The organism is Acinetobacter sp. SAAs474 (assembly GCF_032823475.1).
Classification (GTDB): Bacteria; Pseudomonadota; Gammaproteobacteria; order Pseudomonadales; family Moraxellaceae; genus Acinetobacter.
Window position 1 is genome coordinate 613,298 of record NZ_CP127915.1, and the last position, 25,989, is coordinate 639,286.

The window sequence follows — 25,989 nt, forward strand, 5'->3', positions numbered from 1 at the left end:
AAATGTGGTTTTTATCAACGAAAATTTGTTTTTTGTTAAAAATTAACCTAAATACGATATATGATAAGATTCATTTATGGTATTTTCACGTTGATACATTTATTTAGCGCACCATAACTGTGCAGTATATATTTTATTAATAAATACCTTTGCGATTGCTATAAGCTATATTTCATCATGAAATCAATCTAATCCCGCCAGACCAGTATCATTGATTTTATAATGATCATGACAAAATAATCACAGCCAATCGATTGTATACAATTGCATTTAGCTAAAAATCAGGAAATTTGTTATATTTATACTTTCTCTGCGACTTTTATTTTTGACTGATTATGAATACGGCTATACAAGCAGCACTAGAGCATGCGGTACAATCCCTTCAAGCAGAAGGTGTACTCCCATCTGACTGGAACAACACAGGCAATTTAACCCGTACTAAAGATCGAAGTCACGGTGATTTTGCCTCAAATATTGCCATGATCAGTTCTAAAGCTGCGGGTATGAAACCGCGCGACTTAGCAGAAAAAATTCTAGCGAATCTGCCAGAGGTTGCAGATATCAGTAAAGCAGAAATTGCAGGCCCTGGCTTTATTAACTTCTTTTTAAATGCCAATCAGCGTTTTGCAATTTTAGATCAAATTCAAGCACAAAAAGATCAATTTGGCCGGACAACCGTCAATGCGGAAAAGCGTATTCAAGTTGAATTTGTCTCGGCAAACCCAACCTCTAGCTTACATGTTGGCCATGGTCGTGGTGCTGCTTACGGTATGACCGTTGCCAATTTACTTGAAGCAACAGGTGCAAAAGTTGATCGTGAATATTATGTCAATGATGCCGGTCGTCAGATGGATATTCTTGCCACTTCAACTTATTTACGCTATCTAGAACTTACGGGTCAAAGCTTAGTCTTTCCTAAAAATGCCTATCAGGGCGACTATGTCAAAGAAATTGCTCAAAGTATTATTGATCAAGACGCTGATGCGCATGTTCGTCCTGTAACCGATGTCTACTTTGATGTGCCAGAAGATGTGCAATATGCTGCAGAGCTTGATGCAGATGGCAATAAAGTCATTGTTTCGGGTGATAAAGAAAAACATATTGATGGTTTAATTCATAATTCACAACGATTACTAGGTTCAAGCTATCGCGTCTTTCATCAAGCTGCTTTAAAAGCGATTCTAGATGATATTAAAGACGATCTTGGTGAGTTTGGCGTTACATTTAATCAATGGTTTAGTGAAGCGTCTTTAACTGCAAAAATTGATGAAGCACTACAAACCTTAGACCAACGTGGCTTTTTATATGAAAAAGAAGGCAATATTTGGTTTAAATCGACAGAATTTGGTGATGAAAAAGACCGTGTAGTAAAACGTCGTAATGGACAAACGACTTATTTTGCATCAGATATTGCTTATCACTTAAATAAACTACAACGCGGTTATACAGACTTAATTGATATCTGGGGTTCAGATCATCACGGTTATATTTCACGTGTTAAAGCTGCCATTGATGCAATGGGCTATGATTCTAAAAAACTGACCGTATTACTGGTACAGTTTGTTAGCTTATGGCGTGGTGGCGAAATGGTACAAATGTCGTCTCGCTCGGGACAGTTTGTTACTTTACGTGATTTACGTAAAGAAGTTGGCAATGATGCGGCTCGTTTTTATTATGTTATGCGTAAATCTGAGCAACATATTGATTTTGATTTAGACCTTGCGGTTTCACAAAGTAAAGATAACGCCGTCTATTATATTCAATATGCGCATGCACGTATTTGCCGTATGTTAGAAAAAGCGGCCAATATGAATATTAACCCGACATCTACAACGGAATGTTCTCATCGACTGGTATTAGATGCTGAAACAGAAATTTTAGCTAAACTTGCTGCATACCCAGAAATTTTAGTTCGTGCAGCCAACTGTTATGAACCGCATCAAGTGGGTAACTACCTAAAAGAGTTAGCAGCACTATTCCATGGTTGGTACAATGAGCATAAAGTACTGAATGAAGATGATCTTGAGTTAACTCAAGCACGTTTACTACTTTCTGTAAATGTACAACAAGTCTTACATAATGGTTTGGAGTTACTCGGCGTTTCTGCACCTGAATCAATGTAAAACAATATGACTATTGTTTTGTCATGATGATGACAACAATATAATTTCATCCTAATTTAGTAAACAGGACCATTCGTCCTGTTTACTTCTTTAAATGACTCAAGTAATGTTCAAAAGATCAAACAACCATCAATAACCATGAGGTTTTCACGTGTTTGGAAAAACGCAACGCGGTGTATCAGAAAGACCCAATAAGCCTAAAAAATCTTTAGTGCCAACATGGCTAGGAACACTTGTCGTAATTCTTATTGTGTTATGTTTTGGGCTGGCCTTATTGTTATGGAAACCTTGGGAACCTGTCAAACCAAAGGATGAAGTAACCACAGAACAAACGCAAGAGGATACCAATCATGACTATCGTTTTTATGATTTACTCCCGCAGCAGCAAGTAACACCTATTCCAGAGCAGGCAGTACCTGAAAATAAAAACCCTTCTGCTGTGGTGATTGTTGAAGCCCCTGAAACACAAGCCAGCTCTGAAATCAGTGATTTAAATCAAACAGAATCAGCCCCACACAGTAGTTTTATTTTACAAGTACGCAGCTATAGTGATCCTGATGCAGCAGATGCGCGTCGTGCTGAAATTATCTTAAATGGCCTCTCTGCTGATGTAATTAAAACCACTGAAAATGGCGAAACATGGTATCGTGTGATTTCTGGTCCTTATGAATCACAACAAGCAGCGATTATTGCACAGCAAACCCTACAAAATAGTGGTATAGACTCGATTGTGATTAAACGACAATAATCCATCACCAGTGCATAGTGCCCGCCCTACTCAGCACCAAATGGATTATAGTCTGCCAAATAATCTGCTATTGATGACTTAACAAAATAGGCGCATTTTTACAGCTAAAATAGTCAACCACCTCATCATAAAAAAGAGCACCGTAGTGCTCTTTATAGGTATTGATTTAGTCCACTAAATGGCGTAAATCTATTATTCCCACTCAATGGTTGCAGGTGGTTTTGATGAAACATCATAGACCACACGAGAAACATCAGCAATTTCATTCATGATACGCGTTGAAATTTTATCTACCAGATCATAAGGTAAATGGGCAAATCGTGCGGTCATAAAATCAACCGTTTCGACCGCACGTAAAGCAATTACCCATGCATAGCGACGACCATCACCAACAACACCGACAGATTTAACCGGTTGGAATACTGCAAATGCCTGTGCTGTTTTGTCATACCAACCACTAGCACGAAGCTCTTCCATAAAAATTGCATCAGCAAGACGCAGGATATCGGCATACTCTTTCTTGACTTCACCTAGAATACGTACACCTAAACCTGGGCCTGGGAATGGATGGCGATATAACATTTCAAATGGTAAGCCTAAAGTGGTACCTAAACGACGGACTTCGTCTTTAAATAAATCACGAATAGGTTCAACCAATTCAAAAGCTAAATCTTCAGGTAATCCACCAACATTATGATGTGATTTAATCACATGTGCTTTACCTTGTTTGCTGGCAGCAGATTCAATCACATCTGGATAAATCGTCCCTTGTGCAAGAAACTTTACACCATCCAGCTTACGTGCTTCTTCAGCAAAAACTTCAATAAACTCACGACCAATAATTTTACGTTTTTTCTCTGGATCCACTTCACCCGTAAGCGCAGTTAAAAAACGCTCTTCAGCATCAGCACGAACCACACGAATACCCATGTTTTTAGCAAACATGTCCATCACCTGATCACCTTCGTGTAAACGGAGTAAACCATTGTCCACAAAAACACAGGTCAACTGATCACCAATGGCACGATGTAAAAGTGCAGCCACAACAGATGAGTCCACACCACCAGAAAGGCCTAATAATACTTTTTCATCACCAATTTGTTGACGTAATTGCTCTACACGCAAATCAATAATATTTTCTGCAGTCCATAAGTTACGGCAACCACAAATCTGATGGACAAAGTTTGAAAGAAGCTCTGCGCCTTTTGCAGTATGTGTGACTTCTGGATGGAATTGAATTCCATAGAAACGACGGGCTTCATCAGAAATCATGGCCACTGGACAACTTGGTGTACTTGCCGTAATTGTAAAACCTTCTGGAATCGCAGTGACTTTATCGCCATGACTCATCCAAACTTTTAGCGTATTGGCACCATCTTCAAGATCACCAATTAACTGATCACGAATTTGAATATTTACTTCGGCATAACCAAATTCATGTACTGTACCAGGCTCAACTTTACCACCCAGTTGTTCTGACATGGTTTGCAGTCCATAGCAAATACCCAATACAGGAACACCTAACTCAAAAATACATTGTGGTGCACGAGGACTATTGGCTTCATGAACACTTTCTGGTCCGCCAGATAAAATAATACCGTTTGGATTAAATGCGCGAATGTCTTCTTCAGACATGTCATAAGCATACATTTCAGAATATACGCCAGCTTCACGTACGCGACGTGCAATCAGCTGACTATATTGTGATCCAAAATCTAGAATCAGGATACGATCTTCAGTAATTTGAGTATTGGTAGTCATGACAAACAACTATGAAAGGCAAACGGAGATAAGCACATTATTCTAACATTTTTATTAGGATTACGCACATTATTCGGACAAAGTCTGTGATTAAAAGCGGGATTAAAATCATTTGATCTATAAATAATTTAATCTGAAATACAATACAAAGCTTAAATTGCTATTTTGATTCTATGCCATCCACATGAATCAGATTGAATTTTTAGCTCAAATCACTATATTTTTATTGAAGTTATTCAGTATATCGATTGTCATTACCCATATATTGAATATTACAAAGTTTGATATCACTGTAATAAATTTATTTTTATCTAGAACAAACAACGCATTAATATTGACTAATCATTAAATCTATAGCGATAACTCACCCATAAATCGACTTGTCTCATCCCATCTCAATGCAGCATTCTATTTTTACAACCAATATAAATAAAAATAATTGATTTTTGATACTGACTTTCTATATCTAGGCTGCTAGGATTTGTGTACTTTTTTGTATTATTGTCCAGCATGGAACTGATTGATTTTATCTTACATATAGATGAGCATTTACTTGAATTTATTAGAAATTATGGTATTTGGATCTACGCAATTTTATTTTTAATTATTTTTGTAGAAACGGGCTTTGTGGTAATGCCCTTCCTGCCAGGTGATAGCCTGTTATTTGCCGCTGGTGCTTTAGCAGCATCTACAGGTGCTATGGACCCTATCTTACTGATTATTCTTTTATTTTTTGCAGCTGTTCTTGGTGATACACTCAATTATCATATTGGCAAGTATTTAGGGCCACGTGTTTTTGAGCTGGAATCTAAACTTATTAATAAACAACATTTAATCGCTACGCAAAAATTCTTTGCAAAACATGGTGGTAAAACCATTATTTTTGCACGCTTTATTCCATTTGCACGAACTTTTGCCCCTTTTGTCGCTGGGGTAAGTCATATGAACTATAAGTTTTTTATTACGTTTAATATTATTGGTGGTTTTTGCTGGGTAGCTTCTTTTATTGTTTTAGGTTATTTATTTGGTAATATGCCAATCATTAAAGATAATTTTACTTATCTTATCTTCGGTATTATTATTTTAAGTATATTGCCTGGTATCTTAGGTTTTATTAAACAACAATTTAAGAAAAGAAATAATGCTTAGATCTAGATTGATCAAAAAAAACCAATCACGATAGGCAACATACAAAGAATGAGAATTAAAGCCGATCCTTTATAGAGATAGGCGGCTTTAATTTGATCCGTTTTTCCCGCTAAAATTGCTCGACCAAATGCCATCCAAAATATGGCTGTTGGGATCAATACAATAGAAAATACCAAATAGACCCACAAGCAATGTGCCACACTATTCCAAGTTTGATCTGGAAAAATACCTGCAGCAAACAGCAATGCTTTGGGATTTTTAAAAGTTGCAAAAAATAATTGTCTTGGGCGAATATGATGATGTTGCTGATTATATTGCTCTAAATAAGACAGTTTCCATAAACGAAATGCTAACCATCCAACATAAATGATACTTAAAATATGTAAAATTGGTACTAAATGTGGCCAAGTAGGTTCACCAATATGAATAAATAACGCCCAGATACTAATTGCATATAAATAACCAAATAGCTCTGCGGGAATAAATAGGCTCGTTTTAATAATACCTTGTTGATGTGCTGAGCTCGCCAATAAAGCATTGGTGGGTCCAGGAATCATCAAAATAGCAATGATTGCTAAAACAAAAAGCCAATTTTCAATCATAAAGACTGATTATTCCAAATCAAGTAGCTGCACACCTTATATGAAACAGAATAAAAATAACAAGTTATAAATTTAAAAAAATGATCAATAGTCTAATTTTTCAATGAAAATTTTAAATAAAAAACTGTTTTTTAATCATGTTTAAGTCTATTTTAGATATTGTTATTGAATACAAATCCCATAACAATATCAATATCTAGTTTATTTTTTTGCTGTGGTACGAACAATCGGACAACCTTTAAACTGGGCTGCCTGAACCAACGCTTCTTGCTCTCCTAATAGGCGTGCAAGCTCAGTATTCTTGGTATTAGAAGATTGCCCCATATTGACCGAAATACTCGGACCAAATCCCCATCCACCACGACTTCCCCAACCGCCACCTAAACCAACGCCTACGCCAACACCAGTTCTTTTTGCAGGTTGTACGCCTTGCTGAATATATTGTTCAATCCGTTGATATTCACTATGCAACTGACCACAGTTGAATGCTTGATATTGTGTCGGAGAAACATAGCTAGGTTTCACTGTCGTGGTACATGCACTTAAAAGCAGTGCAGATCCGACCAAAATTAGAAAATACGTTGCTTTCATGGTATGGCTGGCTCTATTGATTGAATGATGTATTTTAATTGAACAACGTTTCATGCATACAGTCAATTTATCTTATTGGGTAAAGTTTAAGATCATCGCATCAATATAGAATAACTTTCGCTAAAGCATCCGAATCCTGCTGAAGCAAATGAGGATATTTATCATGAAACTGATTTTTGATTTCAAGAATAAAAAAAATCTTTATTGGATCAAACCATAGTCAAAATCAAGCATAAAATTACAGTTACTTTATGCTTTAAAAGAAAAATCCTTATCCATAATTTAACTTAAATAAGCTAAATATCATGACTGTAGCTATAAACAGAGTTGTCGATTAAGTAAAATTGGGCTGCAATATAACTAAACCATAAATTGCAACAAATGCAATACACGCTAAAAGCCAGCCTGCTTTACGCTGAATCAATAATATAGATGAATCATTTTTATATGCTTTAATTAAAGAAGAAAACAAAACTAAAAATAAAATGATTTTGGCATAAAACCAAGTTTCTATTTTAAATTGCATCATCACCAACAAAGCAATGCCGGAAATCAATAACAATGTTAAAGCTAGATGCTGTAAAGCAATCAAAAATTTACGCCACTTTAACGTGACCACTTGCTGCTGTTGAGTTTGAAATAATGAGATCCCTCCTAAGACCAAAGCACTTAATAACAGAATCACACCCATAATATGCAAAACACTTAACCATGATGTCGCTAACATATATGATACCTTTTGCCTTATTTGGCTGCATGTGCACATTCAGGACTTGAAGTATCCTGATCTTGCCATTCTGAAGGAAGGAATGCATGAATTGCTAAAGCATGAATTTTGTCAGATGCCAGTAAATTACCTACGGCTTCGTATACTTTTTGATGACGCTGGACCAAACGTAACCCGCTAAAAATATCACTTACAATGACCACTTTAAAATGTGATTCCTTGCCCGGAAAATAACCACCATGACCTGCAGATTCATTGACGATCTCTAATTGACTCGGCGATAAAGTTTGTAAACGCTGTGTCAGTTCTTGTTCTAAGCTCATGGCATTACTCCAACCAAAATCAAAATGATATACGTTTTAGTATACGTTAATTTTCTCAATATTCACGCTTAAAACAAGATCATTTAAGCAACAGTATTTGTTCTTTAAAGCAGTGACTCTCTCAGCTATATACGATTAAGATGATAAAAATTGATGATATTTTAGTCCATAGAATCAGATATTAATGACCTCTAGCGCATTTTTTTAATGGATTTGCTTCTTATTTATGCAATTGATACAACTTTTTGCATAAAGTTATTGACCCTAATGCTGCATAATGTATTATACACCGCATGCGGGAATAGCTCAGTTGGTAGAGCACAACCTTGCCAAGGTTGGGGTCGCGAGTTCGAGTCTCGTTTCCCGCTCCAAATTCTTTTTCGTTTAGTTTTTATAGTAAAAATTATTCACCCTGCGGGAATAGCTCAGTTGGTAGAGCACAACCTTGCCAAGGTTGGGGTCGCGAGTTCGAGTCTCGTTTCCCGCTCCAAATTCAAAAAGCCCTAATCGAAAGATTAGGGCTTTTTTCTTGTTGATTACTAATAATATTTTTTCTAAAACCTATATGTTTTAGCTTTGGAAGAAGCTCAAAAAAAATTTAGACAACGTGTTTTTTAAGCTGGTTCGTGACCAAAAGTGCCCTAAACGTGCCTTCCCTTTATTATATACGAATCAATTCATTCGCTATTTTGGTATTTTTTAATCAATTTTAGTATACATAATCAGAACACCCTCCCCATACACCTGACTTCCCTTTTTTCCATCTATTTTAGTATTTCTTTATTTGCTTTATTTTGATGGTGACCAAATTTGGTCACCAAAAATATATAATTAAAACAATTACTTATTAACGAAAAACTCAACTTAAATCTCTTTTAATCAAGCATTCTGCTCTTCATTTTTCTGAAGTTTTAATAAATCACCCACTTCAACATTAAGTAATACACACAATTTTTCTAAGGTATCAAAATCTATTCGAGTCGATTGACCATTATATAACTTATGCAATGTTGTCTTACTCATTCCAGTTGCTCGAGCTACATCTGCTACTTTCATTCTTCGTTCCGCCAAAAGAACAGGTAAGTTACAAACTATCATTAATTACCACCATTGTGTAATAAAGTACTTGCATGATGTATTAAATGCATTTATTATCGCATTGTGGTCTTAAATAACATCATTGTGATACTTTGTTAAAGGATACAAATATGAATCTTACTTATATTACTACAAAAGAATTGGCAGAACGAATCCATTATAACGAACGTACCATCCGTAATCAGTTAAAGGATAGCGTTTTGATCGAGGGCATTCATTACATTCGCCCTTTTGGTGGGCGCAAAATTTTATATGTATGGGAGCGTATTGAAGAAGATATGACTAAAACCACTTTAGGCTCGTTACATAGCCTACAACTTCAGTAAGGAGAACATATTTATGGCTGCTATTCGTACTAGGTACGGTAAGTTATGTGTCGATTTTCGATACTTAAATATTCGTTGCCGTGAAACCACCGCTCTTGAAGACAATACTCAAAATCGAAAAAAGCTTGAAAAAGTGATTGAACGAATGGAAGCAGAAATCTTATTGGGTATTTTTGACTATGCCAAATACTTTCCAAAAAGTTCTCGTTTAAAAGAAATCAAAAATGCAGAAAACAGAGTAAATGAAATCAGCTCAAAAACACCTCTATTTTCTAAGTTCTGTGAAATCTGGTTCACTGATAAAGAAATAGAATGGCGTACAAGCTACAAGGAAAAAATTCAAATTGTGATCAGAAAGTATTTAATTCCTTTTTTTGGCACAATTCCGGTTATTAATATCAAAAAGTCAGACATTCTTGGATTCCGTTCATCCCTCGCCAAAGTGACTTACGGGAAAAACCAAGAATGCCTTTCACCATCAAGAATCAACCAGATTATGATAGCACTTCGTATGATACTCGATAGTGCTGCCGAACGATATGACTTTGACAGTCCTTATAAGAATATCAAGAACTTAAAGCAAGGAAAAATTGAAGTCACGCCTTTTTCATTAAAGGAAGTACATGCAATCTTGGCCACAGTTCGTGATGATTTTAAGCCTTATTATACTGTTCGATTTTTCACAGGTATGCGCACCAGTGAAATTGATGGGTTGCAATGGAAAAATGTGGACTTGCAACGTCGGGAAATCCATATTCGTGAAGCCTTGGTGAATGGGGAACTGGGTGGAACCAAAACCTATGGTTCTGACCGCACGATCCAAATGAGTGACCGCGTTTACCAAGCCTTTCTACAACAGAAAAGCTTAAATAATAGTAAATCAGAGTTTGTATTCTGTAATCGTGATGGTGGACCTCTCGATTATCGCCTAGTGAATAGACGTGTCTGGCATCCTTTATTACGCTATTTAGGCCTAAAGCCACGTCGTGCCTATCAAACACGTCATACAGCAGCAACGCTCTGGCTGTCAGCAGGAGAAAATCCCGAATGGATCGCACGTCAATTAGGACATTCAACGACTGAAATGCTATTCCGGGTCTATAGTCGTTATATCCCCAATGTTACGCGTCGCGATGGCAGTGCTTTTGAAGCCATGCTGGAAAAACTGAATAGAGGAGCTTGCACATGAATAGTAAAGCTTTCTTTGGTGGTGTGGTCGTCAGTCCTGAAGCTGATACTGTCGCTCGTGAATTAATCCATGAGCTACACATTCCTAAACTGCACAATCTGGCGTTTTTGCTGGAGATCAACAAATGCTTCGATGATCACCAGGCATTGAGACTCTGGTTACAGCGACTGCTGGATGATGGACAAGCCCATTACGATGATTTAGCCCAACAGGCACGCCTCCGGTTAATGAGCTTAACTCCCTGATCACATAAATATACAAGGTCATCTGATTGATGACCTTAGCCCTCTATACCTATAAAAAAGGTGAACACATGCATAAAGACATTTCAATTTGGATGCCACTCTATATTGGTGACCTACAGGCGAAATTTGCACGAATGACAGCAGAACAAATTGGTGCAGCACTACTGTTAATGATGGATTTCTGGAAAAATGGTGCTATTCCTCATGACCTAGCAACAATATGTAGCATCACAAAATTATCGCAACATACCAAGGCTAAAACCTTGTTGAATACGCTAATAGCCCTAGAATTGTTTGAAGTCGAATCTGAGCAGATTCATTCAAGTTTTTTAACCAGTTTAAAAAGCCAGGCATTGCAAAATCAGCAAATGAAATCTGATAAAGCTAAAAATGCAGCTCAAGCACGTTGGGGGAAATCCGCCAGTAATGCTCAAGCATCAGCCAAGCAACGAAAAGTAAATGCTCAAGCAGCTCCTGAGAATAGCCCGAGTATTACTCAAGTCATGCTTGAATCATGCCCTTCATCTTCATCTTCATCTTCATCTTCATCTTCATCTTCATCTTCAAATTTTGAAGAAAAAAATGAGGATTTTTTAGAAAATTCCAAATGGATTTAGGAGAATAATCATGAATACCATGCTTAAAACGCTCCAGTTTCGCGCAGAAACAACGGAAACACTTTGCCCTACCCATCATATACCCCTGATGGAAATTGCCGGTTACAGGCTCTGTAAATTGTGTGCCAAAGAAACCGTCCAACACTCACATGCAGCCTATGAGAATGAACTGCAACAGCGATTGCTAAAACAGAAAATTAAAAATTCAGGGCTCAATAAACGCTACCTGGATCGGGGCTTCAAGAATTATGTAGTTGCATGCCCTGCACAAGACAATACCATCAAACTATGTCAGGCCTTTGCACAGCAGATTATTTCTGACCACAACCCGAACATGTTGATGATTGGTACACCAGGTACAGGTAAAACCCATCTGAGTGCATCAATTATTCGCAACATTCTGCATAACAGTACAAAATCTGCACGCTACTATACCAGTGCAGAAATTGCTCAAAAAATGATGGACACTTGGTCAGATGCTTCACGCTCTGAAAAGGAAGTCATCGACCATTTCTCCAGCTTTGATTTATTAGTGATTGATGAATATGGCTTGCATGACCGGCATGAGAAACGTCTGGAGATGGTGCATAAGGTTCTGTATAGCCGTTATGACAATATGAAGTCCACGCTGCTAATTTCCAATTTCACATTACAGAATATGCAGCGGGATTTAGGTGTCCGATTATGGTCACGGTTGCATGAAAACAATTTGATTGTAGTGCCGTGTTATTGGGATGACAGAAGATTAACTGGGTAACAAAATCTGCATAGCCAATCACCCTAAGAGCAGGGTAATTGGCTTTTTATAATAAAAACGAATTTTATATATATAATCTAACCAGATCTAGATTTAATTATTAAAAAAAATAACTTCCATATATATTTTTTTAACTTCCAAAAGCCAATATGCTGATATAATTTTATTTTTTAGCGGTTAAAATTTTCTTAGCATGGACGGAAATTGGTTCGAATTCATAGCAATACAAGGCTTACAAGCTCGTAAAGCCTTTTACTGAATAGCCACCGATTTTGTAGACACCTTTTAGTTAGATAAAATGGCTAATTAACGAGGTGCTTATGAGCAGTAAACGATATCCTGAAGAATTCAAAATTGAAGCAGTAAAACAGGTCACTGAGAAAGGTCATAGTGTGGCCGAGGTTGCTACGCGTTTAGGAACCACCACCCATAGTTTGTATGCTTGGATTAAACGTTATGATCCACAGCAGCCCAAGACGATAGAGTCTAATGATCCAAGTGCAGAATTAGCAAAGTTAAAAAAAGAGCTGCAACGGGTTACTGAAGAAAGGGACATATTAAAAAAGGCCGCGGTGTACTTCGCAAGCCAGTCCAAATGAGGTACGCCTTTATTCAGGACAATCAGCACATATGGCCTGTTCGTCGTTTATGTTCAACATTAGATGTTCACCACAGTGGTTATTACGCATGGTTAAAGCAACCCACTAGTGAAACTGCAAGGAAACGGCAACAGCTTTCAGAACTGATTAAACAATTCTGGCTGGAATCTGGCGGAGTCTATGGCTATCGCAAGATTCACTATGATTTGAAAGATGTTGGCGAAAGTTGCGGGATCAATCGAGTACATCGACTGATGAAAGCAGATGGTCTTAAATCACAGCGTGGTTATCGTAAACCTAGAGCTCACGCTGGTACTCCAGCGGTCATTGCCGCAAACAGCTTAAATCGACAGTTTAATCCAACTCAGCCGAACCAATTATGGGTGACGGACATTACCTATATCCGTACACATGAAGGGTGGTTGTATCTTGCAGTTGTGATTGATCTATTTTCACGTCTTGTTGTTGGTTGGTCTATGAAATCCAGAATCACGACAGATTTGGTTTTAGATGCGTTATTGATGGCTTTGTGGCGAAGAAATCCAAAGAACAAAGTCCTAATTCATTCTGATCAAGGTAGCCAATATACCAGCCATGAATGGCAGACATTTCTCAAGCATCATAATCTTGAAAGTAGTATGAGTCGTAGAGGTAATTGCCATGACAATGCTGTTGCAGAAAGCTTCTTCCAGCTATTAAAGCGGGAACGAATTAAAAAGAAAATCTATGTAACTAGAACTGAAGCAAGATCCGATATCTTTGAATATATAGAGATGTTCTATAATTCAAAACGCAGACATGGTTCCAATGGTCAACGTTCTCCATTAGATTATGAAAAGGCCCATCAAAAGATGGTTATGTGTGTCTAGAATTTTGGTGGCTATTCAAGGTATCTTCTTTTCTAAATTCGTTTGTAAACTCTCAGTTAGAGCTAGTATAGGAAAAATTGACTCTAAACTTTTCTCTACTTGCTTATAACCTCTTTGCAAGCAAACCCTCTCTCTACTAGCTTTTTCACTATCTAAAATAAAATAGCATTCCTTCACTAAAGGCTCTTTAGCTTCTTTCCATCCATTGACAGATAAAGACAATTGAGTGGTGTAGATGAACATATATAGTTCTAAAAATAACTGTATATTTTCTAAAAAATATTTTGATTTAGTCGTTAAAAAATCTAAATCCTTAGAAAATATATTTGATATTTTAGGTAAATAACTTATTACATCTGCAGTATTAGGTTTTTTTGTTGGAAAATATTTATTGAATACTTCATTGATCTTATTTTCAATGAAATTCAGATTTGGCATGTTATCTTCATAAATTTTATCTTTGGAGAATAATGTTTTCATTAAGGACACTATTCTTTTCTCCACTGCAGAGTTATCTACATTATCTGCTAATGAATATATACTCAGCTTAGGTGAAACTTTAGCAATATTTTTTCCATTGAAATAAATTTGCTTAATGAAAGAACAAGCATCATCACTACTAAGTAAAACATTAAACTCATCCTCGCAGATATTTTCAAAACTTTCTAATTGAGCGTGAATTTCTGAAGATTTTTTTTCAGTGAAATTCAAACCATATAAATTACTTAAAAATAACCCAGATATAATACTCCAATTAAAATCATCACTATTTTCTTGTGTTCTAATTGGATAAAATGAAGCCATACTAGTCCTAGTATCCACCTTAAGATCAAGATTTAGACTCATTTTACATACTCACTTCAATATAATCATCTTCAAAGGTAAATGTCATTTCTTTAATAGAATCTTTCTCTATATTTTTAAAAGTTAACTCTTTTGATTTATTACCTAGAGTAATAATTCGATTAACTATCTCATTTAAGAGTATTACAACACTTCTATCATTCTTATTGGGTCGATAACCAGATTTAAGTTTCATTAATAGTTCAAAAAGATTAATATCTACTGGAAATTCAACCTCCCCACAATCTTTTACTTTTAAAAATACATAAAATGAGGATCCATTCACATTGACTACATTTTGTTTCAATGCACCCAAATCAGCTGAAAACTTTAAATTAGCAATAACCTGATAACCTCCATATTCGCGTATCAAATATTGATCCATACTCAAATAGGGAGATTTTTTATTAATGTAATTTCTCAAAGATGCCAATAAATCATTATTATAATAGTCTCTTAGTTTCTTTATTAAAGAACTGTCAACTTCTAAAAATTTATGATATCGATAAATATTTAGAAAATCATTCAAAAGTTTCTCTGAAAAATCATCTTCGAATTCCTTGTGGAAATTATATTTTAATTCATAAAATTTCAAAAAATAAAACAATCTAATATATGAATGAGAACTATCTAACGGTTCAAGATAAAATTTTTCAAAAATTTCTCTCTTAAAGTTTTCAAATTTTTCACTAGTTTCTTTTAATTGATAAGAAATCAAGAACCGATCAATTAGTTTAGTTTTTAAAAAAACTGGGTCAAATTCACTTAACTTTTCTAAAATCTCATTGTTTCTTGAAATAAAAATGTTATCAAATATATACCCTTCACCTATTACTAGTTCATATATCAAATCTAATAATGTACGTGTAGTTATGAACTGGTTCCGATATAATCTTACCTTTAACAATAAATCAATTATCACCTTTTGAATTTCATTAGAACAAAGAAGGTTATAATTAATAAATATTATTTTTTCCTGTGATTTAAGTCCGGCATCTTTACTTTCACTATAAACTTTATAAATTAGAGATTCTGAATTAGTTATTTTTTCAAAAATTTTAGATATGAATTCAGCATGATAATCATCTCTAGTAATATCAAATTTTGGATAATCTTCAAAACTTAAAAATTCATAACCATCTGAAACTTGTTTTTTTTCTAAATATTTTTTAAGAACATAACCTATATTTTTATTTTCTGCTGCTGCCGCATAGTTTCCCAACATCCCAATATTTATTGCTATTACTAGTGAATGGTGTCCAACTTCATATTCATTAAATAATTTATTTAGAGTATCGACTGCAGAATCATGCGGAGCAAAACTATGTGTGGCATCTAAATGAAATTTGATATATGGCCTATTAAATTTTTCTCGAGCCCTTAATAAAAGTTCAGATTTTCCATCGCCACTACTACCACAAAGGAATATGACTTTTTTAGAGTCTTCTTTAATGGATTCTAATAATTCAAAAAGATGCTCTTCAATTGGCATCACAACATATAAATCAGATTTTATTGCAGATAAAGCCGCATCAAGGTCACTTTCAGTAGAAACTGCGTAAGAAGAGGATTTAGACAACACACTTATTGCATCAATAAAATTCATTCTTAACCTGTGTTATATAAATATTTTAAAATTATTCTATTCTGCCATGCCCCAACCCTGAAATCACTAAATAATACCTAATAATCTTTTTTAAACATACAAATACGTATACCAACATAACTCTAATCTATTTCAACCCAAACCCATCTAGGGTCGAAGGGTCAAAATTTTCATCAAACATAAACTCATCAGCTCGCTCTTTTTTTAATGTCACCAGGGCATAAAAGAAACATTTCTCACATAACTGCAACTCATATCTTTCCCCATCATGCCTGGAACCATAGCCCCAATGTGCCGATAATGTTCCAAACTCCAATTTCGTTGATTGGTTGCATACATCACATAAAACATCTGTAACGACTTCTACCTGTTTCAATTGTTTAATTTCCATATTAAGAACCTCTAAGTTTTAAAATAAATAGCATTGCTATAAGTTGTGACCCAGTTCCTAAAAATACAAAAAATCACAATATATTGTATATGAGTTGTAAATAGACACAAAGTATGGGGTAGGTCAATCTTGTTTAATATTTCAAAAAATTATAAGAATATTCACGTGATTATTTTTTACACTTATAGGGGACTATGGAAACAGCTTTTGATTTCAATGAAAAATGTGGTACACCTAAAAAATTGTTGTGCAAAAATTTTAATAAAATCCAAATCAGCATACATCCTGATTTTTCTGGAATTTATCTTTGCTATCAAGAGGCTTTCAAAGCTTTAAAAACAGATCTAGGTATGTTGAATCCAAGTCCCGAAATTCACGTCTGGAAAGATACTAATCTATCCGGTTATACCATCGCCAGTAATTTCCAATGGTTCCTATATTGGACTCAGAATGCACCCAAAGAAATTAATCTAATTATCCATTCTCTTCCCAAAGATAACAAAAAAATCGAACTATTAAAAAATGTGGTTAGTTCAGAATTTCTAAAATTTCTATCATCTACTTATCATGATCTTAATCGATTGAATCCCAAAAGGTTACATAACTTAATAAATGAATATATTTCTGCCGAGGCTATTTACAAGTTAAACAAAGAAAACTCTTTCAAACCTCACCGTACAATGAGTTTGGATCTGCTTGCCAATCTGCTGTCATGCACTCGAAATCAACTGAATCACCGCAATAAAGTTATACATCAAAAAAGACAGAATGTGCTTGATCAACTGCAACAAACCAGTGGAATTGTGCAACAGCTTTTAAACAATGTAGACTTCGTTCTCACGCCTGATCAGCTATGGAAAACATAATGTCAGAATCTAACCCAAGCCATCAAAATGCTGCTGATATTCCGCGGGTATCATTAAAACAGACACTGGAAAAACTCTTTGATGATGAGCAACTCCAACGTACCGAACATATTCAATATGTTGCTGATTTACTGACTTCACACCCAATCGATCAATGTCTACAGGGTCTCAATCTCGATCTATTAGATTTTGATCTAGTAACCAATTCTGTTGTTGCTAGACCAGCTGCCTTGGTCTCATCTCGAAAACATACTGTTAGCGCAACACCAGTCACTTGGTATGTGAACTCAATTGCACAATTAGCAAAGTCAGAAGAAAATGCTTTAATCTGGAATATCCTGGTCTTAAAAGCAGCAGTTTACCTAATTGCGCTTCCAGACATTCATCCTGAACTTTTTAAAGAGGATCACACTGAACATTTCAACACTGTAAAACGTTTATTCCAGCGCTTCCGTACCGCCAATCGGGTTCTGAGTTCCGAAAAAGAATATCAAAATACTCCTGAGTATATGCTTCTTTGGAAAAAGTATCTTAAAGATCCCTCCCTTTCCTTAGTTGAATTTATTCGGTATTTGAATGAGGTTATTGATGAAGAACGTGATAAAGAGTCATCAAATGATTTTATGCAAAACCTGCTAACAGTGATCCGCATCACCTTTAATTATGTTTTGGAAAATAAGGCAAAAATTGCCAAAGAGAGCATCGAGACTCAACTGCAACATGAATTTTTAGACGAAGATCAGCTGATTGTAGAAAGTTCAGAAATTAAAAAAGGGCAAAAGTCTAAAGCTCTCAATATAGAAAAACAACTAGATGACCAAGATACACGCCAAATACTTGTAGACCCAACCATCATTACCCCCATTGCTGCATATTCAGAATCCAGCCAGAGCTATGTGCTGCCTCTGGTTGCCAAGCATATTCAACGAAAAGAACATTTGCTGGCATACAGCAGTCTCTTTCCTAATACCGCAAGTACAAGTGCCCTAATTACTGAACTCTATAAAAACTACCTTGTTGAAATTAAAGAAGACTCTAAAGACAAGGATAAAGAAACCAAAAAAAAGAAGGCTTCCTTGATCCTGATGCTGTCATTTCTGACAGGAAATAAAATCCAGGAGTGGCTACGTCTACAAAGTAAACGTGCTAAAAATTTAAATGCTCGCCAACAGATCAAGCAAAGCAATGGGCAATATTTTCTGAGAAGTAAATTTTCAATTTTTGAAAATAAGGATTTTGCATATCCAGATGGCTTGCTCAACCAAACAGTCTATCTGGATATTCCAATTCCAAATTCATTTATTGCTTCGCTACGAGATGGTGACACCGTTACTGAAGAGGACCTCAAGCAACATTTGAAACAGCTGAGAACCAAACTTTATATTCCAAAATTATCATTGATAAGAATTAGCTCTCTTTTACATCAGACTATTTTGCAAAGCACTGGAAATAAACAGCTTGCTGACCTCCTCACTGGTATTGATGCAAATAAGTCTTCTTCTACTTCTTATTGCCATCAGAATATTCCGGCTTTACAGACCGAGTATGTCTCAATTTTAAAAGAGCTGTGTGAGTCGTTATCCGATGACTACCAGAGCATTGATTATAGTAAAGAAAAAAACTTTGGGAGCCGCAAAGCACCAACTTCAAATGTGATTAAAAATACCTTTGCCACACTCAAATCCAGAATAATTTCACAAAAAGAAGGTGACTGGATAGCAATTTTCAATCATTACAATCTGTGGATGTGGCATTTCTTGTTGCTCTTTACTGCTGCACGACCCGTCGCTGAATTTCCAGGTTTTTTAAAAAGCTTTAACCTGAAAAGAAAAATATGCATGGTTTCTGATAAAGAGGTGGGGGGGCGGCAGGGCTATGGGCGTTTAATTCCCCTAGGTCATTTTGTTGTACAAGAACTCCAGAAATTCATAGATTTTTTAGATTATTTTAAAACTCACATTGTTCCTAGTCAGCCAGAAATTCCACAACGTATTCAACAAATTTTAGAGAGCAAGCTCCCACTGTTAAATATCTTTCAGAATGGTCAATGGCAACCTTTAAGGCCGTCGATTATAAAAAAATTTAATCCTGAGTTAGGTTTGCATCATGAAAACTGGCATCGACATACTGCCAGTGCGTTTCTCAGTCATAAAATTAGCGAAATTGAAATTTTAGCTTTATTTGGTCATGAACCGATGCAGCAAGAAGCTGCTCATCCTTATTCCAGCTTATCTATTTCACAATATTCAAGCATTGCCCATGTTCTTGAACAAATGAAAGATCATTTTCAAATTACCGGTATTGAACTCGATGTCCTCACTCAATAAACGTACTAAGCAAACTCGAACACTATATGCCGAAGTACGTAGAAAACAAGACCGACTCGATCAGGAAAAACAGCTTCGAGCAGATGCAGAACAGGAGCTAATTCAATATTTTCAAGAGCAAGATTTGGAACAAAAAGAGCATCTTGAGTCCTTCTATCCAGCAATTTATGAGTTTATTAAACGCAAAGCTCCAAGCTTGGCATGGAAAAAATATGCGCATGAATTTTTTAAGTCATATATCAAGCAAATCAATTTAAATCGTCGTGAGACTTTGCCCCTACCGAATCTGACATTTGAGATGCGGCGTGATCAGCCGGTTTTTACCATGGACTGGATCGAGAAGGGACATCAGGTTGATGAAGTTCTTGATAAGCTTTAGGACTACTGGATTCTAGCGAAAGATAGTAAGACATTTTCTGATGATGAAATCATTGGAAATATTGTTATTTCTGCCCTGCTTTACTCAGGCTTAAATCAAAAATCCTCTTTAGAAGCTTTGCTTGAACATTTAAAAGATCCGGCAAAAATCAGAAAGATCGAGGATCTGAACATTATATTTTTAGAACCCCTCTCCCCCTCCTATGGAGATCTATTTATTGATGAAAAAATCATCCGTAAATCGCGTAATTTTATTCCGGATCAAATTACCCGCTTATGGTTGATTCATTTCAATAGCAGAAATATTCGCACAGTAAATCAGAATGTAGAAGATTATCTACAGCTTATTTTTAATAAGATTAAGTTACCATTTAATCTCAAAACTTATAAATTATTACGCGACTATGCCAACTTTAACTGGATGCAACTCCCGAAAGTTGACATTGATCCTGCTCTCTCACAATGTCTCATTGAAAATACTGCAACCTGTGGCTTATCAGAAATAGAATTTGAAAGATTTCTTCATCCAAAATTTAAATATCAGCAAGACACTCTTATTGATTCAAATGTAGAAAAATCACCATCTATTGTGGGTCAATCCTACTCTAATGATGACATTCAGCAAGCCTTGGATGATGTTATAAAGATTCACAAAGATCTTTTACAACTGATTCGTACATCACAAACTGATCGCAGTATCGATGCATTAATCATTAAATATTGCATTGAAAATACTAATAAATTTAATGAGTACAGTAAACGTGTCGCCTTATGGCTCATCAGCCTTTATAAACCTGAATTAGAACAGATTCAGCCACTGGCTGAACGTTTTAATTTTTGCGTAAACCAATTTCAAAAATCGTTTCAGCAGAATAAGCGTTTAAAAGACGGTTCGATTTACACTTATTATTCACGTATTGCCGAGCCATGGTTAACTCACTCTTTACAATATCTAGATAGCGAAGATGATCTGAATACAATACTGGCGAAGATCTACCCACAAATCATTACGAATACTCGACTTGCAGATGAGGCAGGCGAGCTTAACTTTAAAAAATCCAGTGGTCAGACCGTCAGGATGTTGAAACGCTTCCATAGCTTTCAACAAACAGTTTTTGAAGCTGAGTCTCTCGAATTAGAATCAATTGCCATACAAAACAGACCGAGAGCACGTATCGTTGGCCCCATGACTTATCAAGCTTTCATGAACAAGTTAGATACCTTATTCTCAGCAGCTAATTGTCAAGAAAATACTTATAAGACATTAAAAATTATCTATATCTTAGCTTACCGTACCGGTATGCGTATTAATGAAATTCTCGGCTTACGTGTGCGGGATATCGAGGGCTTGAGCTGTTTATCCGTTTGGATTCAGCCCTACGGCTCAAAAAAGAAAGGAAACTTACATCAACTTAAAACAGATAGTGCTGAACGCAAAGTCCCTGTGTATTGCTTATTAAAAACTGATGAATATCAACTATTTCATAATCATGTAGTCGAGCAACGTCTACTCAATCAGGAAAACTTATACCTATTCAGCAACTGGAATGAAAATAGCAAGCTGAACAAACATACGGTGACAACACCTTTTAGAATGATTATGAACGAGCTTTTTAAAACTCATGATTATTCTTTTCACTCATTTCGACACACGGCTGCCAATCACTTATCCGTTATTCTGAACTGTAATTACGCTCCCCTAGTCAAGAATCTGACGGATTATACTGAAGAAGAATATCAGTCTATTCGGACAGAGTTACTCCGTAATACGCATGGTCAAAATCATTGGTTTATGATTGCCCATTTACTGGGTCACATTGACCCTACGGAAACCTTTAAAAGCTATATTCATCTGAGCTACCTGATCGCTGGACATAAAATACTGCAATATCACCCAGACATTGATACTCAATTAGCAAAGAAGATGATGGGCTACCTACCTTCTTTCAATTTTTTAAACACAGTAAAAGATTCTGCTCCATTCAATTTCGAAAAATATGCTGTCCATTTAAGTCAGCAGTTACTCAACGATCAAACTGACTGGTTAAAAAGTAACGTAGAAGACATTCTAGATGAGGTTTCATTTAACTCTCAGCCTCATGATTTTTTTAAATATTTCGCTGGAACAAAGGAATCCAAAGTTTCATTTGCATGGTTTTTTAAGTGCCTAAATTTACTGGAAATTCATCATGATCCAGATCGGGTATCACAAGAAATGAGTTTACCTGTCGAACTGGTTAACTATTGGTATGAAAATGCAAAACAACTAGGCCAGCTCAAGTCTCAAAAAAACAACCCAAGATTATTTGATCTCAGCAACATAAATCATCTGGATAAACCTTTGAAACCCGCCATGATTGATACCGTTGAAGAGCGCACAGCAAGGAACTATTTCTTTGAAAATATTCAAAATATCTTTGAAAAAAAGCCAGATCAAATAAAAGCGGTGCTTGAGACATTTTTAAGTCGTGTTACGGTTTCGCATACTGGCATTCATTATCGATGGAATAAAATTGATCAATTGGAATCATTTTATCTCAAGGTAACAGACCTGTTTCCCCATCAATTTTGGCATTTGCTTGGACAAGACTTGGTACAATTGTTAGATAAAAAGAAACAACCTTTATTACTAAAGCTGGCTAAATCAAGCACAACAGAGCATCCTACGACCCAAGAAGATTATGTTCGTCTTCAGCTTTACTCAACAAAAGACGCCAAAGCACTGGCAGCGTTTAAATTTTGTTTACATCTAGCTTGTATTGGCAGACCTCGATCTCTTGAACTCCAAGTTGCAGGACTGGAAATCACTACATGCTGTTAAATAATTTAACCGTTGTTTCCTTATCTAAAGTCAAATTTAATATATCTTTAGTAAAAATTGGATTTCTGATCAATGATAATTAAATAATATAAGCTCTATGAATTAGCAGCGTCTGAAACAGGGATCGGTCATGCGTACAACATCAGAAAAAACTGCAAAACAGAAAATGATATTAGCTAAGGCTGTTTTAGCTGCTGCTGAACTACTTGGTCTTGCACAGGATCAACTAGCCTTAATACTGAATATAGATTCAGTGAAAAATTTAACCACTCTTGAATTAGATCCCACTTCAAAACAGGGAGAAATCGCTTTCACTTTAATCCGTATTACCACATCACTAGATGCTCTGACAGGTGGGGATATAGCCTGGATGCAGCATTTTATGAAATCACCCAATAAATTGATGAGTGGCATTCCAATAGAACAGATTCAGAACCCTCAGGGATTGGTCTCTATTTTACAATTGGTGGAAGGTCTTCGGGCTAAACTTTAAGATAAGCAAAGTATTAAAGAAAAATTTGAAAGTGATAGTCCTCTCCAATAATTCAAATACAAGGTATAAGAATTCCCCCTCTTCTAAAGATGTATATGTCTGGTCTAATTCCGTAAATTGATTGCGAACTGCTGCTATATATTGGATTTTATTAACCTGATGAGAGGCAAAATCGAATCTTATAAATCAATAACTATTCAAGAACCAGTCTACAAAGTTTGCTATATGGCTAACAAATTTCGGGAGAAAAAATTGATATATCTACAAGAGTCGAAATAGGTAAAGAAATACGTTTGGCGAGAAAAGAATTAGGCTATACACAGAAAAGTCTTTCAGAAAAGACTGAAGTCAATAAAATAACAATTTCAGAGATAGAGAATGGCCGTTTTATAGGTTCATTTGACATATTTGAACGTGTGCTTGATGGCGTAGGATTAGAATTCGAAGTGAATAAAAAAAGTTTAACTTGCCGCATTGGGATGAAATTGAAGCAATATTTGCAGAAGATGATGAATGAAATTATTCAGAAGCTCTTATCATTTGGTATTTACATCCAACAACATAGACATAACAGCTGCATACATACAAGTAGGGCTGTTTTACAGATCGAAATGATAAATTCATAAATTGCTTTTCAAAAAAAAAGAAACTAATATGTTTCCTACAACACCTAAAAGCAATAAATGTGTCTACAATGAGTGAATCTTTACTCCAGCAAATCAAAAAAAGACGAACCCTATTGGGCTTAAAGCAAATTGATATGCAATCCCGTACAGGCATTTCAAGACAGCAGTACCAAAAACTGGAAAGCCAGGGCAATCCTAGATTAGAGACCTTAGAAATTATCGCGGCAGGATTAAATGCTCAACTGATGCTTATCCCTGATGATAAGGTTCATTTGATCAGACAATTATTGAATGATGAAATTAAAGTCACTATTGAAGATCAGGATGACTTAATGACAAACCCATGGAAGGGTCTTCTCGGAGAAGAGGAACCATGAATACTGTTGCCGTCCTAAAATTAACATTACATCACGCTGTCGTTGGATACTTGGCAGGATTTCAGAGCGGAAAAAATATTCTGGTTTTTACAGATTCTTTCCGCTTTGATCAGCAACGCTCGACCTTAAGCCTGCTGACTTTCCCCTTGTATCCTCAAGCGGATAAGATTTTAGAAAAGACCTATGTTACACATCAGCGTTTACATCCCTTGCTATCAAACTTATTACCAGAAGGTGCATTACGTGAACTGATTGCACAAAGCCTCAAAGTACATATAGACAATGAATTTCAGTTATTGGCAGCTTTAGGTCATGACTTACCTGGAGCACTCATTGCGACCCCATTAGATCCAGAAAAAATTCCAGATGACATAAAATTCAAACTGCAGATCTCGAATCCAGATCAGATATTAAAGCAAGAGATTCGAACAGATAATAAGTTTTCCTTGGCCGGCGTCCAAATGAAGTTTTCCATGAAAGCCAAAGATGGGCGTTTTACACTAGCTCCGGTAACGGAAACGACTCTACTCGGGGACTGGATTATCAAAACACCTTCTTCCAGACATGCTTTTGTTCCGCTAAATGAATATTCTATGATGACCCTTGCCAAATCGGTCGGAATAGATGTCCCTGAGATTCGCTTAGTGGATATGGCACTCTTACAAGACCTTCCACCATTAAATTTACCCCAAGAGCAATATGCTTTTGCAATTAAGAGATTCGATAGACAAAGTACTGCTAACACTACAGAGCTTATTCATATTGAAGATTTTGCTCAAATCTTTGGTGCATACCCACATCAGAAATACAACACCACAAATTATGAACAGATAGGCAAGATCATTTACCAGTATTCAGATAACAAAATTTTTGATATTCAGCAATTTGCCAGCCGTTTACTCATAAATATTTTACTCGCCAATGGAGATGCACACTTAAAGAACTGGAGTATGATTTATCACGATAAAAAAACACCAAGATTATCTCCCGCATACGATATATTGATGACAAGTGTATATATTGAAAATGAGCGTCACTTCGCATTGAATCTTGCCAAAAATAAAGATTGGTATTTAGCTGAGATGAAACACTTTGAGCAATGGGCAGAAAAAGTCGGTGTTCCATGGCGTGTAATTGAAAAACAACTTCACGAGATCATGGACAAAGCACGGTCAGTATGGCCAGCGCTATTACTAGATTTACCAATGGGTTCTGCCCATAAAGAAAGACTAAGAGAACATTGGAAAAAATTGCATCCAGACTTTCAAATACTTGCAAATGATTAAAATCCGTAAATACGGTGAGTCTGATAACTGCTATGCTAGCTTATCGTTTTTGACTGGGAAAATCTTGATGGGGCTCAGCGGACGCTTACCAAGAATCTAGGTCAATTTGTTTGACTATTGCTGCTTACCAAATTCAGGACTCCTCAGCAGCTAAATAATTTTTATCAAATAGTAAAAAATAAAAATAATAAAAAATAGAAGCATATTTTATGTTGGTTATTATTGTTGAATTTTAATGCATATTAAAGTGA

At 35.8% G+C, this 25,989-nt stretch carries 22 protein-coding genes, 2 tRNA genes and 3 pseudogenes; 18 read left to right on the plus strand and 9 right to left on the minus strand.

Features of this window, described 5'->3' with window-relative positions:
• Positions 1–335: 335 nt before the first annotated feature.
• Both argS and QSG86_RS03865 read left to right on the plus strand, forming a co-directional pair.
• Positions 336–2,123 carry an arginine--tRNA ligase gene (gene argS / locus QSG86_RS03860; RefSeq protein WP_317030287.1) on the plus strand — a complete coding sequence of 596 codons (1,788 nt, stop codon included), beginning with the start codon at positions 336–338 and terminating at the stop codon, positions 2,121–2,123.
• 151 nt (positions 2,124–2,274) lie between these two features.
• On the plus strand, positions 2,275–2,871 hold the full coding sequence (locus QSG86_RS03865; RefSeq protein WP_317030288.1) for an SPOR domain-containing protein: 597 nt from the start codon (positions 2,275–2,277) through the stop codon (positions 2,869–2,871).
• Between the two features lie 192 nt (positions 2,872–3,063).
• Here the strand turns inward: QSG86_RS03865 and guaA are convergent, their stop codons facing one another.
• The gene (gene guaA, locus QSG86_RS03870; RefSeq protein ID WP_317030289.1) at positions 3,064–4,632 is read right to left on the minus strand and encodes a glutamine-hydrolyzing GMP synthase; all 1,569 of its coding nucleotides are present in this window, start codon (positions 4,630–4,632) and stop codon (positions 3,064–3,066) included.
• A gap of 510 nt (positions 4,633–5,142) precedes the next feature.
• Between guaA and QSG86_RS03875 the strand changes: the two genes are divergently transcribed.
• On the plus strand, positions 5,143–5,781 hold the full coding sequence (locus tag QSG86_RS03875) for a DedA family protein (protein ID WP_317030290.1): 639 nt from the start codon (positions 5,143–5,145) through the stop codon (positions 5,779–5,781).
• Positions 5,782–5,792: 11 nt separating this feature from the next.
• Here QSG86_RS03875 and QSG86_RS03880 read toward each other — a convergent pair whose 3' ends face one another.
• From QSG86_RS03880 to QSG86_RS03895, 4 genes are all read right to left on the minus strand, one after another.
• Positions 5,793–6,383, minus strand: coding sequence for a LysE family translocator (locus QSG86_RS03880; RefSeq protein ID WP_317030291.1), 591 nt, complete (start codon positions 6,381–6,383; stop codon positions 5,793–5,795).
• A gap of 201 nt (positions 6,384–6,584) precedes the next feature.
• The gene (locus QSG86_RS03885) at positions 6,585–6,974 is read right to left on the minus strand and encodes a hypothetical protein (RefSeq protein ID WP_317032663.1); all 390 of its coding nucleotides are present in this window, start codon (positions 6,972–6,974) and stop codon (positions 6,585–6,587) included.
• 334 nt (positions 6,975–7,308) lie between these two features.
• Positions 7,309–7,701 carry a SirB2 family protein gene (locus QSG86_RS03890; RefSeq protein ID WP_317030292.1) on the minus strand — a complete coding sequence of 131 codons (393 nt, stop codon included), beginning with the start codon at positions 7,699–7,701 and terminating at the stop codon, positions 7,309–7,311.
• A gap of 17 nt (positions 7,702–7,718) precedes the next feature.
• Positions 7,719–8,024: a BolA family protein gene (locus QSG86_RS03895; RefSeq protein ID WP_317030293.1), complete on the minus strand. Its 306-nt coding sequence runs from the start codon at positions 8,022–8,024 to the stop codon at positions 7,719–7,721.
• 295 nt (positions 8,025–8,319) lie between these two features.
• Here QSG86_RS03895 and QSG86_RS03900 point away from each other — a divergent pair.
• Positions 8,320–8,395, plus strand: a tRNA-Gly gene (locus QSG86_RS03900).
• A gap of 43 nt (positions 8,396–8,438) precedes the next feature.
• Positions 8,439–8,514 (plus strand) — tRNA-Gly (locus QSG86_RS03905).
• Between the two features lie 389 nt (positions 8,515–8,903).
• Here the strand turns inward: QSG86_RS03905 and QSG86_RS03910 are convergent.
• Positions 8,904–9,122, minus strand: coding sequence for a helix-turn-helix transcriptional regulator (locus tag QSG86_RS03910; protein WP_317030294.1), 219 nt, complete (start codon positions 9,120–9,122; stop codon positions 8,904–8,906).
• 110 nt (positions 9,123–9,232) lie between these two features.
• Here QSG86_RS03910 and QSG86_RS03915 point away from each other — a divergent pair, with 110 nt between their 5' ends.
• The 6 genes and pseudogenes from QSG86_RS03915 (at position 9,233) to QSG86_RS03940 (ending at position 13,724) form a co-directional block, all read left to right on the plus strand.
• On the plus strand, positions 9,233–9,448 hold the full coding sequence (locus QSG86_RS03915) for a hypothetical protein (protein WP_001054887.1): 216 nt from the start codon (positions 9,233–9,235) through the stop codon (positions 9,446–9,448).
• Between the two features lie 13 nt (positions 9,449–9,461).
• A pseudogene (locus tag QSG86_RS03920) lies at positions 9,462–10,641 on the plus strand (Arm DNA-binding domain-containing protein).
• The gene (locus QSG86_RS03925) at positions 10,634–10,882 is read left to right on the plus strand and encodes a hypothetical protein (protein ID WP_317030295.1); all 249 of its coding nucleotides are present in this window, start codon (positions 10,634–10,636) and stop codon (positions 10,880–10,882) included. The pseudogene QSG86_RS03920 and the gene QSG86_RS03925 overlap by 8 nt, the downstream one beginning before the upstream one ends.
• A gap of 68 nt (positions 10,883–10,950) precedes the next feature.
• A complete protein-coding gene (locus tag QSG86_RS03930) occupies positions 10,951–11,499 on the plus strand; it encodes a DUF1376 domain-containing protein (protein WP_317030296.1) in 549 nt (182 codons plus the stop codon).
• A gap of 10 nt (positions 11,500–11,509) precedes the next feature.
• Positions 11,510–12,256 (plus strand): ATP-binding protein, encoded by a 747-nt coding sequence (locus QSG86_RS03935; RefSeq protein ID WP_317030297.1) that lies wholly within the window; start codon positions 11,510–11,512, stop codon positions 12,254–12,256.
• 320 nt (positions 12,257–12,576) lie between these two features.
• A protein-coding gene (locus QSG86_RS03940) for an IS3 family transposase (RefSeq protein WP_317030298.1) occupies positions 12,577–13,724 on the plus strand; the annotation gives its coding sequence in 2 pieces (ribosomal slippage) (positions 12,577–12,823 and positions 12,823–13,724; 1,149 coding nt in all).
• Positions 13,725–13,739: 15 nt separating this feature from the next.
• On the opposite strand, the gene dptG is transcribed toward QSG86_RS03940, so the two are convergent.
• The 3 genes from dptG to QSG86_RS03955 all read right to left on the minus strand — a co-directional run bounded on the left by dptG (position 13,740) and on the right by QSG86_RS03955 (position 16,564).
• Positions 13,740–14,528 (minus strand): DNA phosphorothioation-dependent restriction protein DptG, encoded by a 789-nt coding sequence (gene dptG / locus QSG86_RS03945; RefSeq protein ID WP_317030299.1) that lies wholly within the window; start codon positions 14,526–14,528, stop codon positions 13,740–13,742.
• A gap of 43 nt (positions 14,529–14,571) precedes the next feature.
• Positions 14,572–16,173: a DNA phosphorothioation-dependent restriction protein DptF gene (gene dptF / locus QSG86_RS03950; protein ID WP_317030300.1), complete on the minus strand. Its 1,602-nt coding sequence runs from the start codon at positions 16,171–16,173 to the stop codon at positions 14,572–14,574.
• 127 nt (positions 16,174–16,300) lie between these two features.
• Positions 16,301–16,564, minus strand: a complete 264-nt coding sequence (locus tag QSG86_RS03955; protein WP_317030301.1) for a hypothetical protein — start codon at positions 16,562–16,564, stop codon at positions 16,301–16,303.
• A 194-nt stretch (positions 16,565–16,758) separates the two neighbouring features.
• Between QSG86_RS03955 and QSG86_RS03960 the strand changes: the two genes are divergently transcribed.
• The 7 genes and pseudogenes from QSG86_RS03960 (at position 16,759) to QSG86_RS03990 (ending at position 25,738) form a co-directional block, all read left to right on the plus strand.
• Positions 16,759–17,430: a hypothetical protein gene (locus QSG86_RS03960; RefSeq protein ID WP_317030302.1), complete on the plus strand. Its 672-nt coding sequence runs from the start codon at positions 16,759–16,761 to the stop codon at positions 17,428–17,430.
• Positions 17,430–19,757, plus strand: coding sequence for a hypothetical protein (locus tag QSG86_RS03965; protein ID WP_317030303.1), 2,328 nt, complete (start codon positions 17,430–17,432; stop codon positions 19,755–19,757). The genes QSG86_RS03960 and QSG86_RS03965 overlap by 1 nt, the downstream gene beginning before the upstream one ends.
• Positions 19,741–22,956, plus strand: a pseudogene (locus QSG86_RS03970) (tyrosine-type recombinase/integrase). The gene QSG86_RS03965 and the pseudogene QSG86_RS03970 overlap by 17 nt, the downstream one beginning before the upstream one ends.
• 130 nt (positions 22,957–23,086) lie before the next feature.
• Positions 23,087–23,449, plus strand: a complete 363-nt coding sequence (locus tag QSG86_RS03975) for an antitoxin Xre/MbcA/ParS toxin-binding domain-containing protein (RefSeq protein WP_317030304.1) — start codon at positions 23,087–23,089, stop codon at positions 23,447–23,449.
• Positions 23,450–23,706: 257 nt separating this feature from the next.
• Positions 23,707–23,966 (plus strand): annotated as a pseudogene (locus tag QSG86_RS03980) (helix-turn-helix transcriptional regulator).
• Between the two features lie 177 nt (positions 23,967–24,143).
• Positions 24,144–24,452 (plus strand): helix-turn-helix transcriptional regulator, encoded by a 309-nt coding sequence (locus QSG86_RS03985; protein WP_317030305.1) that lies wholly within the window; start codon positions 24,144–24,146, stop codon positions 24,450–24,452.
• Positions 24,449–25,738 (plus strand): type II toxin-antitoxin system HipA family toxin, encoded by a 1,290-nt coding sequence (locus QSG86_RS03990; protein WP_317030306.1) that lies wholly within the window; start codon positions 24,449–24,451, stop codon positions 25,736–25,738. The genes QSG86_RS03985 and QSG86_RS03990 overlap by 4 nt, the downstream gene beginning before the upstream one ends.
• The last annotated feature ends 251 nt before the right edge of the window (positions 25,739–25,989 follow it).

What these genes read in the sequence shown, in the direction of transcription:
- dptG (WP_317030299.1), bottom strand. Translation starts at nt 14,528, where the DNA reads ATGGCTTCATTTTATCCAATTAGAACACAAGAAAATAGTGATGATTTT.
- QSG86_RS03880 (WP_317030291.1), bottom strand. Translation starts at nt 6,383, where the DNA reads ATGATTGAAAATTGGCTTTTTGTTTTAGCAATCATTGCTATTTTGATG.
- QSG86_RS03875 (WP_317030290.1), top strand. Translation starts at nt 5,143, where the DNA reads ATGGAACTGATTGATTTTATCTTACATATAGATGAGCATTTACTTGAA.
- QSG86_RS03965 (WP_317030303.1), top strand. Translation starts at nt 17,430, where the DNA reads ATGTCAGAATCTAACCCAAGCCATCAAAATGCTGCTGATATTCCGCGG.
- argS (WP_317030287.1), top strand. Translation starts at nt 336, where the DNA reads ATGAATACGGCTATACAAGCAGCACTAGAGCATGCGGTACAATCCCTT.
- QSG86_RS03915 (WP_001054887.1), top strand. Translation starts at nt 9,233, where the DNA reads ATGAATCTTACTTATATTACTACAAAAGAATTGGCAGAACGAATCCAT.
- QSG86_RS03895 (WP_317030293.1), bottom strand. Translation starts at nt 8,024, where the DNA reads ATGAGCTTAGAACAAGAACTGACACAGCGTTTACAAACTTTATCGCCG.
- QSG86_RS03935 (WP_317030297.1), top strand. Translation starts at nt 11,510, where the DNA reads ATGAATACCATGCTTAAAACGCTCCAGTTTCGCGCAGAAACAACGGAA.
- QSG86_RS03890 (WP_317030292.1), bottom strand. Translation starts at nt 7,701, where the DNA reads ATGTTAGCGACATCATGGTTAAGTGTTTTGCATATTATGGGTGTGATT.
- QSG86_RS03990 (WP_317030306.1), top strand. Translation starts at nt 24,449, where the DNA reads ATGAATACTGTTGCCGTCCTAAAATTAACATTACATCACGCTGTCGTT.
- QSG86_RS03930 (WP_317030296.1), top strand. Translation starts at nt 10,951, where the DNA reads ATGCATAAAGACATTTCAATTTGGATGCCACTCTATATTGGTGACCTA.
- guaA (WP_317030289.1), bottom strand. Translation starts at nt 4,632, where the DNA reads ATGACTACCAATACTCAAATTACTGAAGATCGTATCCTGATTCTAGAT.
- dptF (WP_317030300.1), bottom strand. Translation starts at nt 16,173, where the DNA reads ATGAATTTTATTGATGCAATAAGTGTGTTGTCTAAATCCTCTTCTTAC.
- QSG86_RS03975 (WP_317030304.1), top strand. Translation starts at nt 23,087, where the DNA reads ATGCGTACAACATCAGAAAAAACTGCAAAACAGAAAATGATATTAGCT.
- QSG86_RS03960 (WP_317030302.1), top strand. Translation starts at nt 16,759, where the DNA reads ATGGAAACAGCTTTTGATTTCAATGAAAAATGTGGTACACCTAAAAAA.
- QSG86_RS03925 (WP_317030295.1), top strand. Translation starts at nt 10,634, where the DNA reads ATGAATAGTAAAGCTTTCTTTGGTGGTGTGGTCGTCAGTCCTGAAGCT.
- QSG86_RS03910 (WP_317030294.1), bottom strand. Translation starts at nt 9,122, where the DNA reads ATGATAGTTTGTAACTTACCTGTTCTTTTGGCGGAACGAAGAATGAAA.
- QSG86_RS03955 (WP_317030301.1), bottom strand. Translation starts at nt 16,564, where the DNA reads ATGGAAATTAAACAATTGAAACAGGTAGAAGTCGTTACAGATGTTTTA.
- QSG86_RS03985 (WP_317030305.1), top strand. Translation starts at nt 24,144, where the DNA reads ATGAGTGAATCTTTACTCCAGCAAATCAAAAAAAGACGAACCCTATTG.
- QSG86_RS03885 (WP_317032663.1), bottom strand. Translation starts at nt 6,974, where the DNA reads ATGAAAGCAACGTATTTTCTAATTTTGGTCGGATCTGCACTGCTTTTA.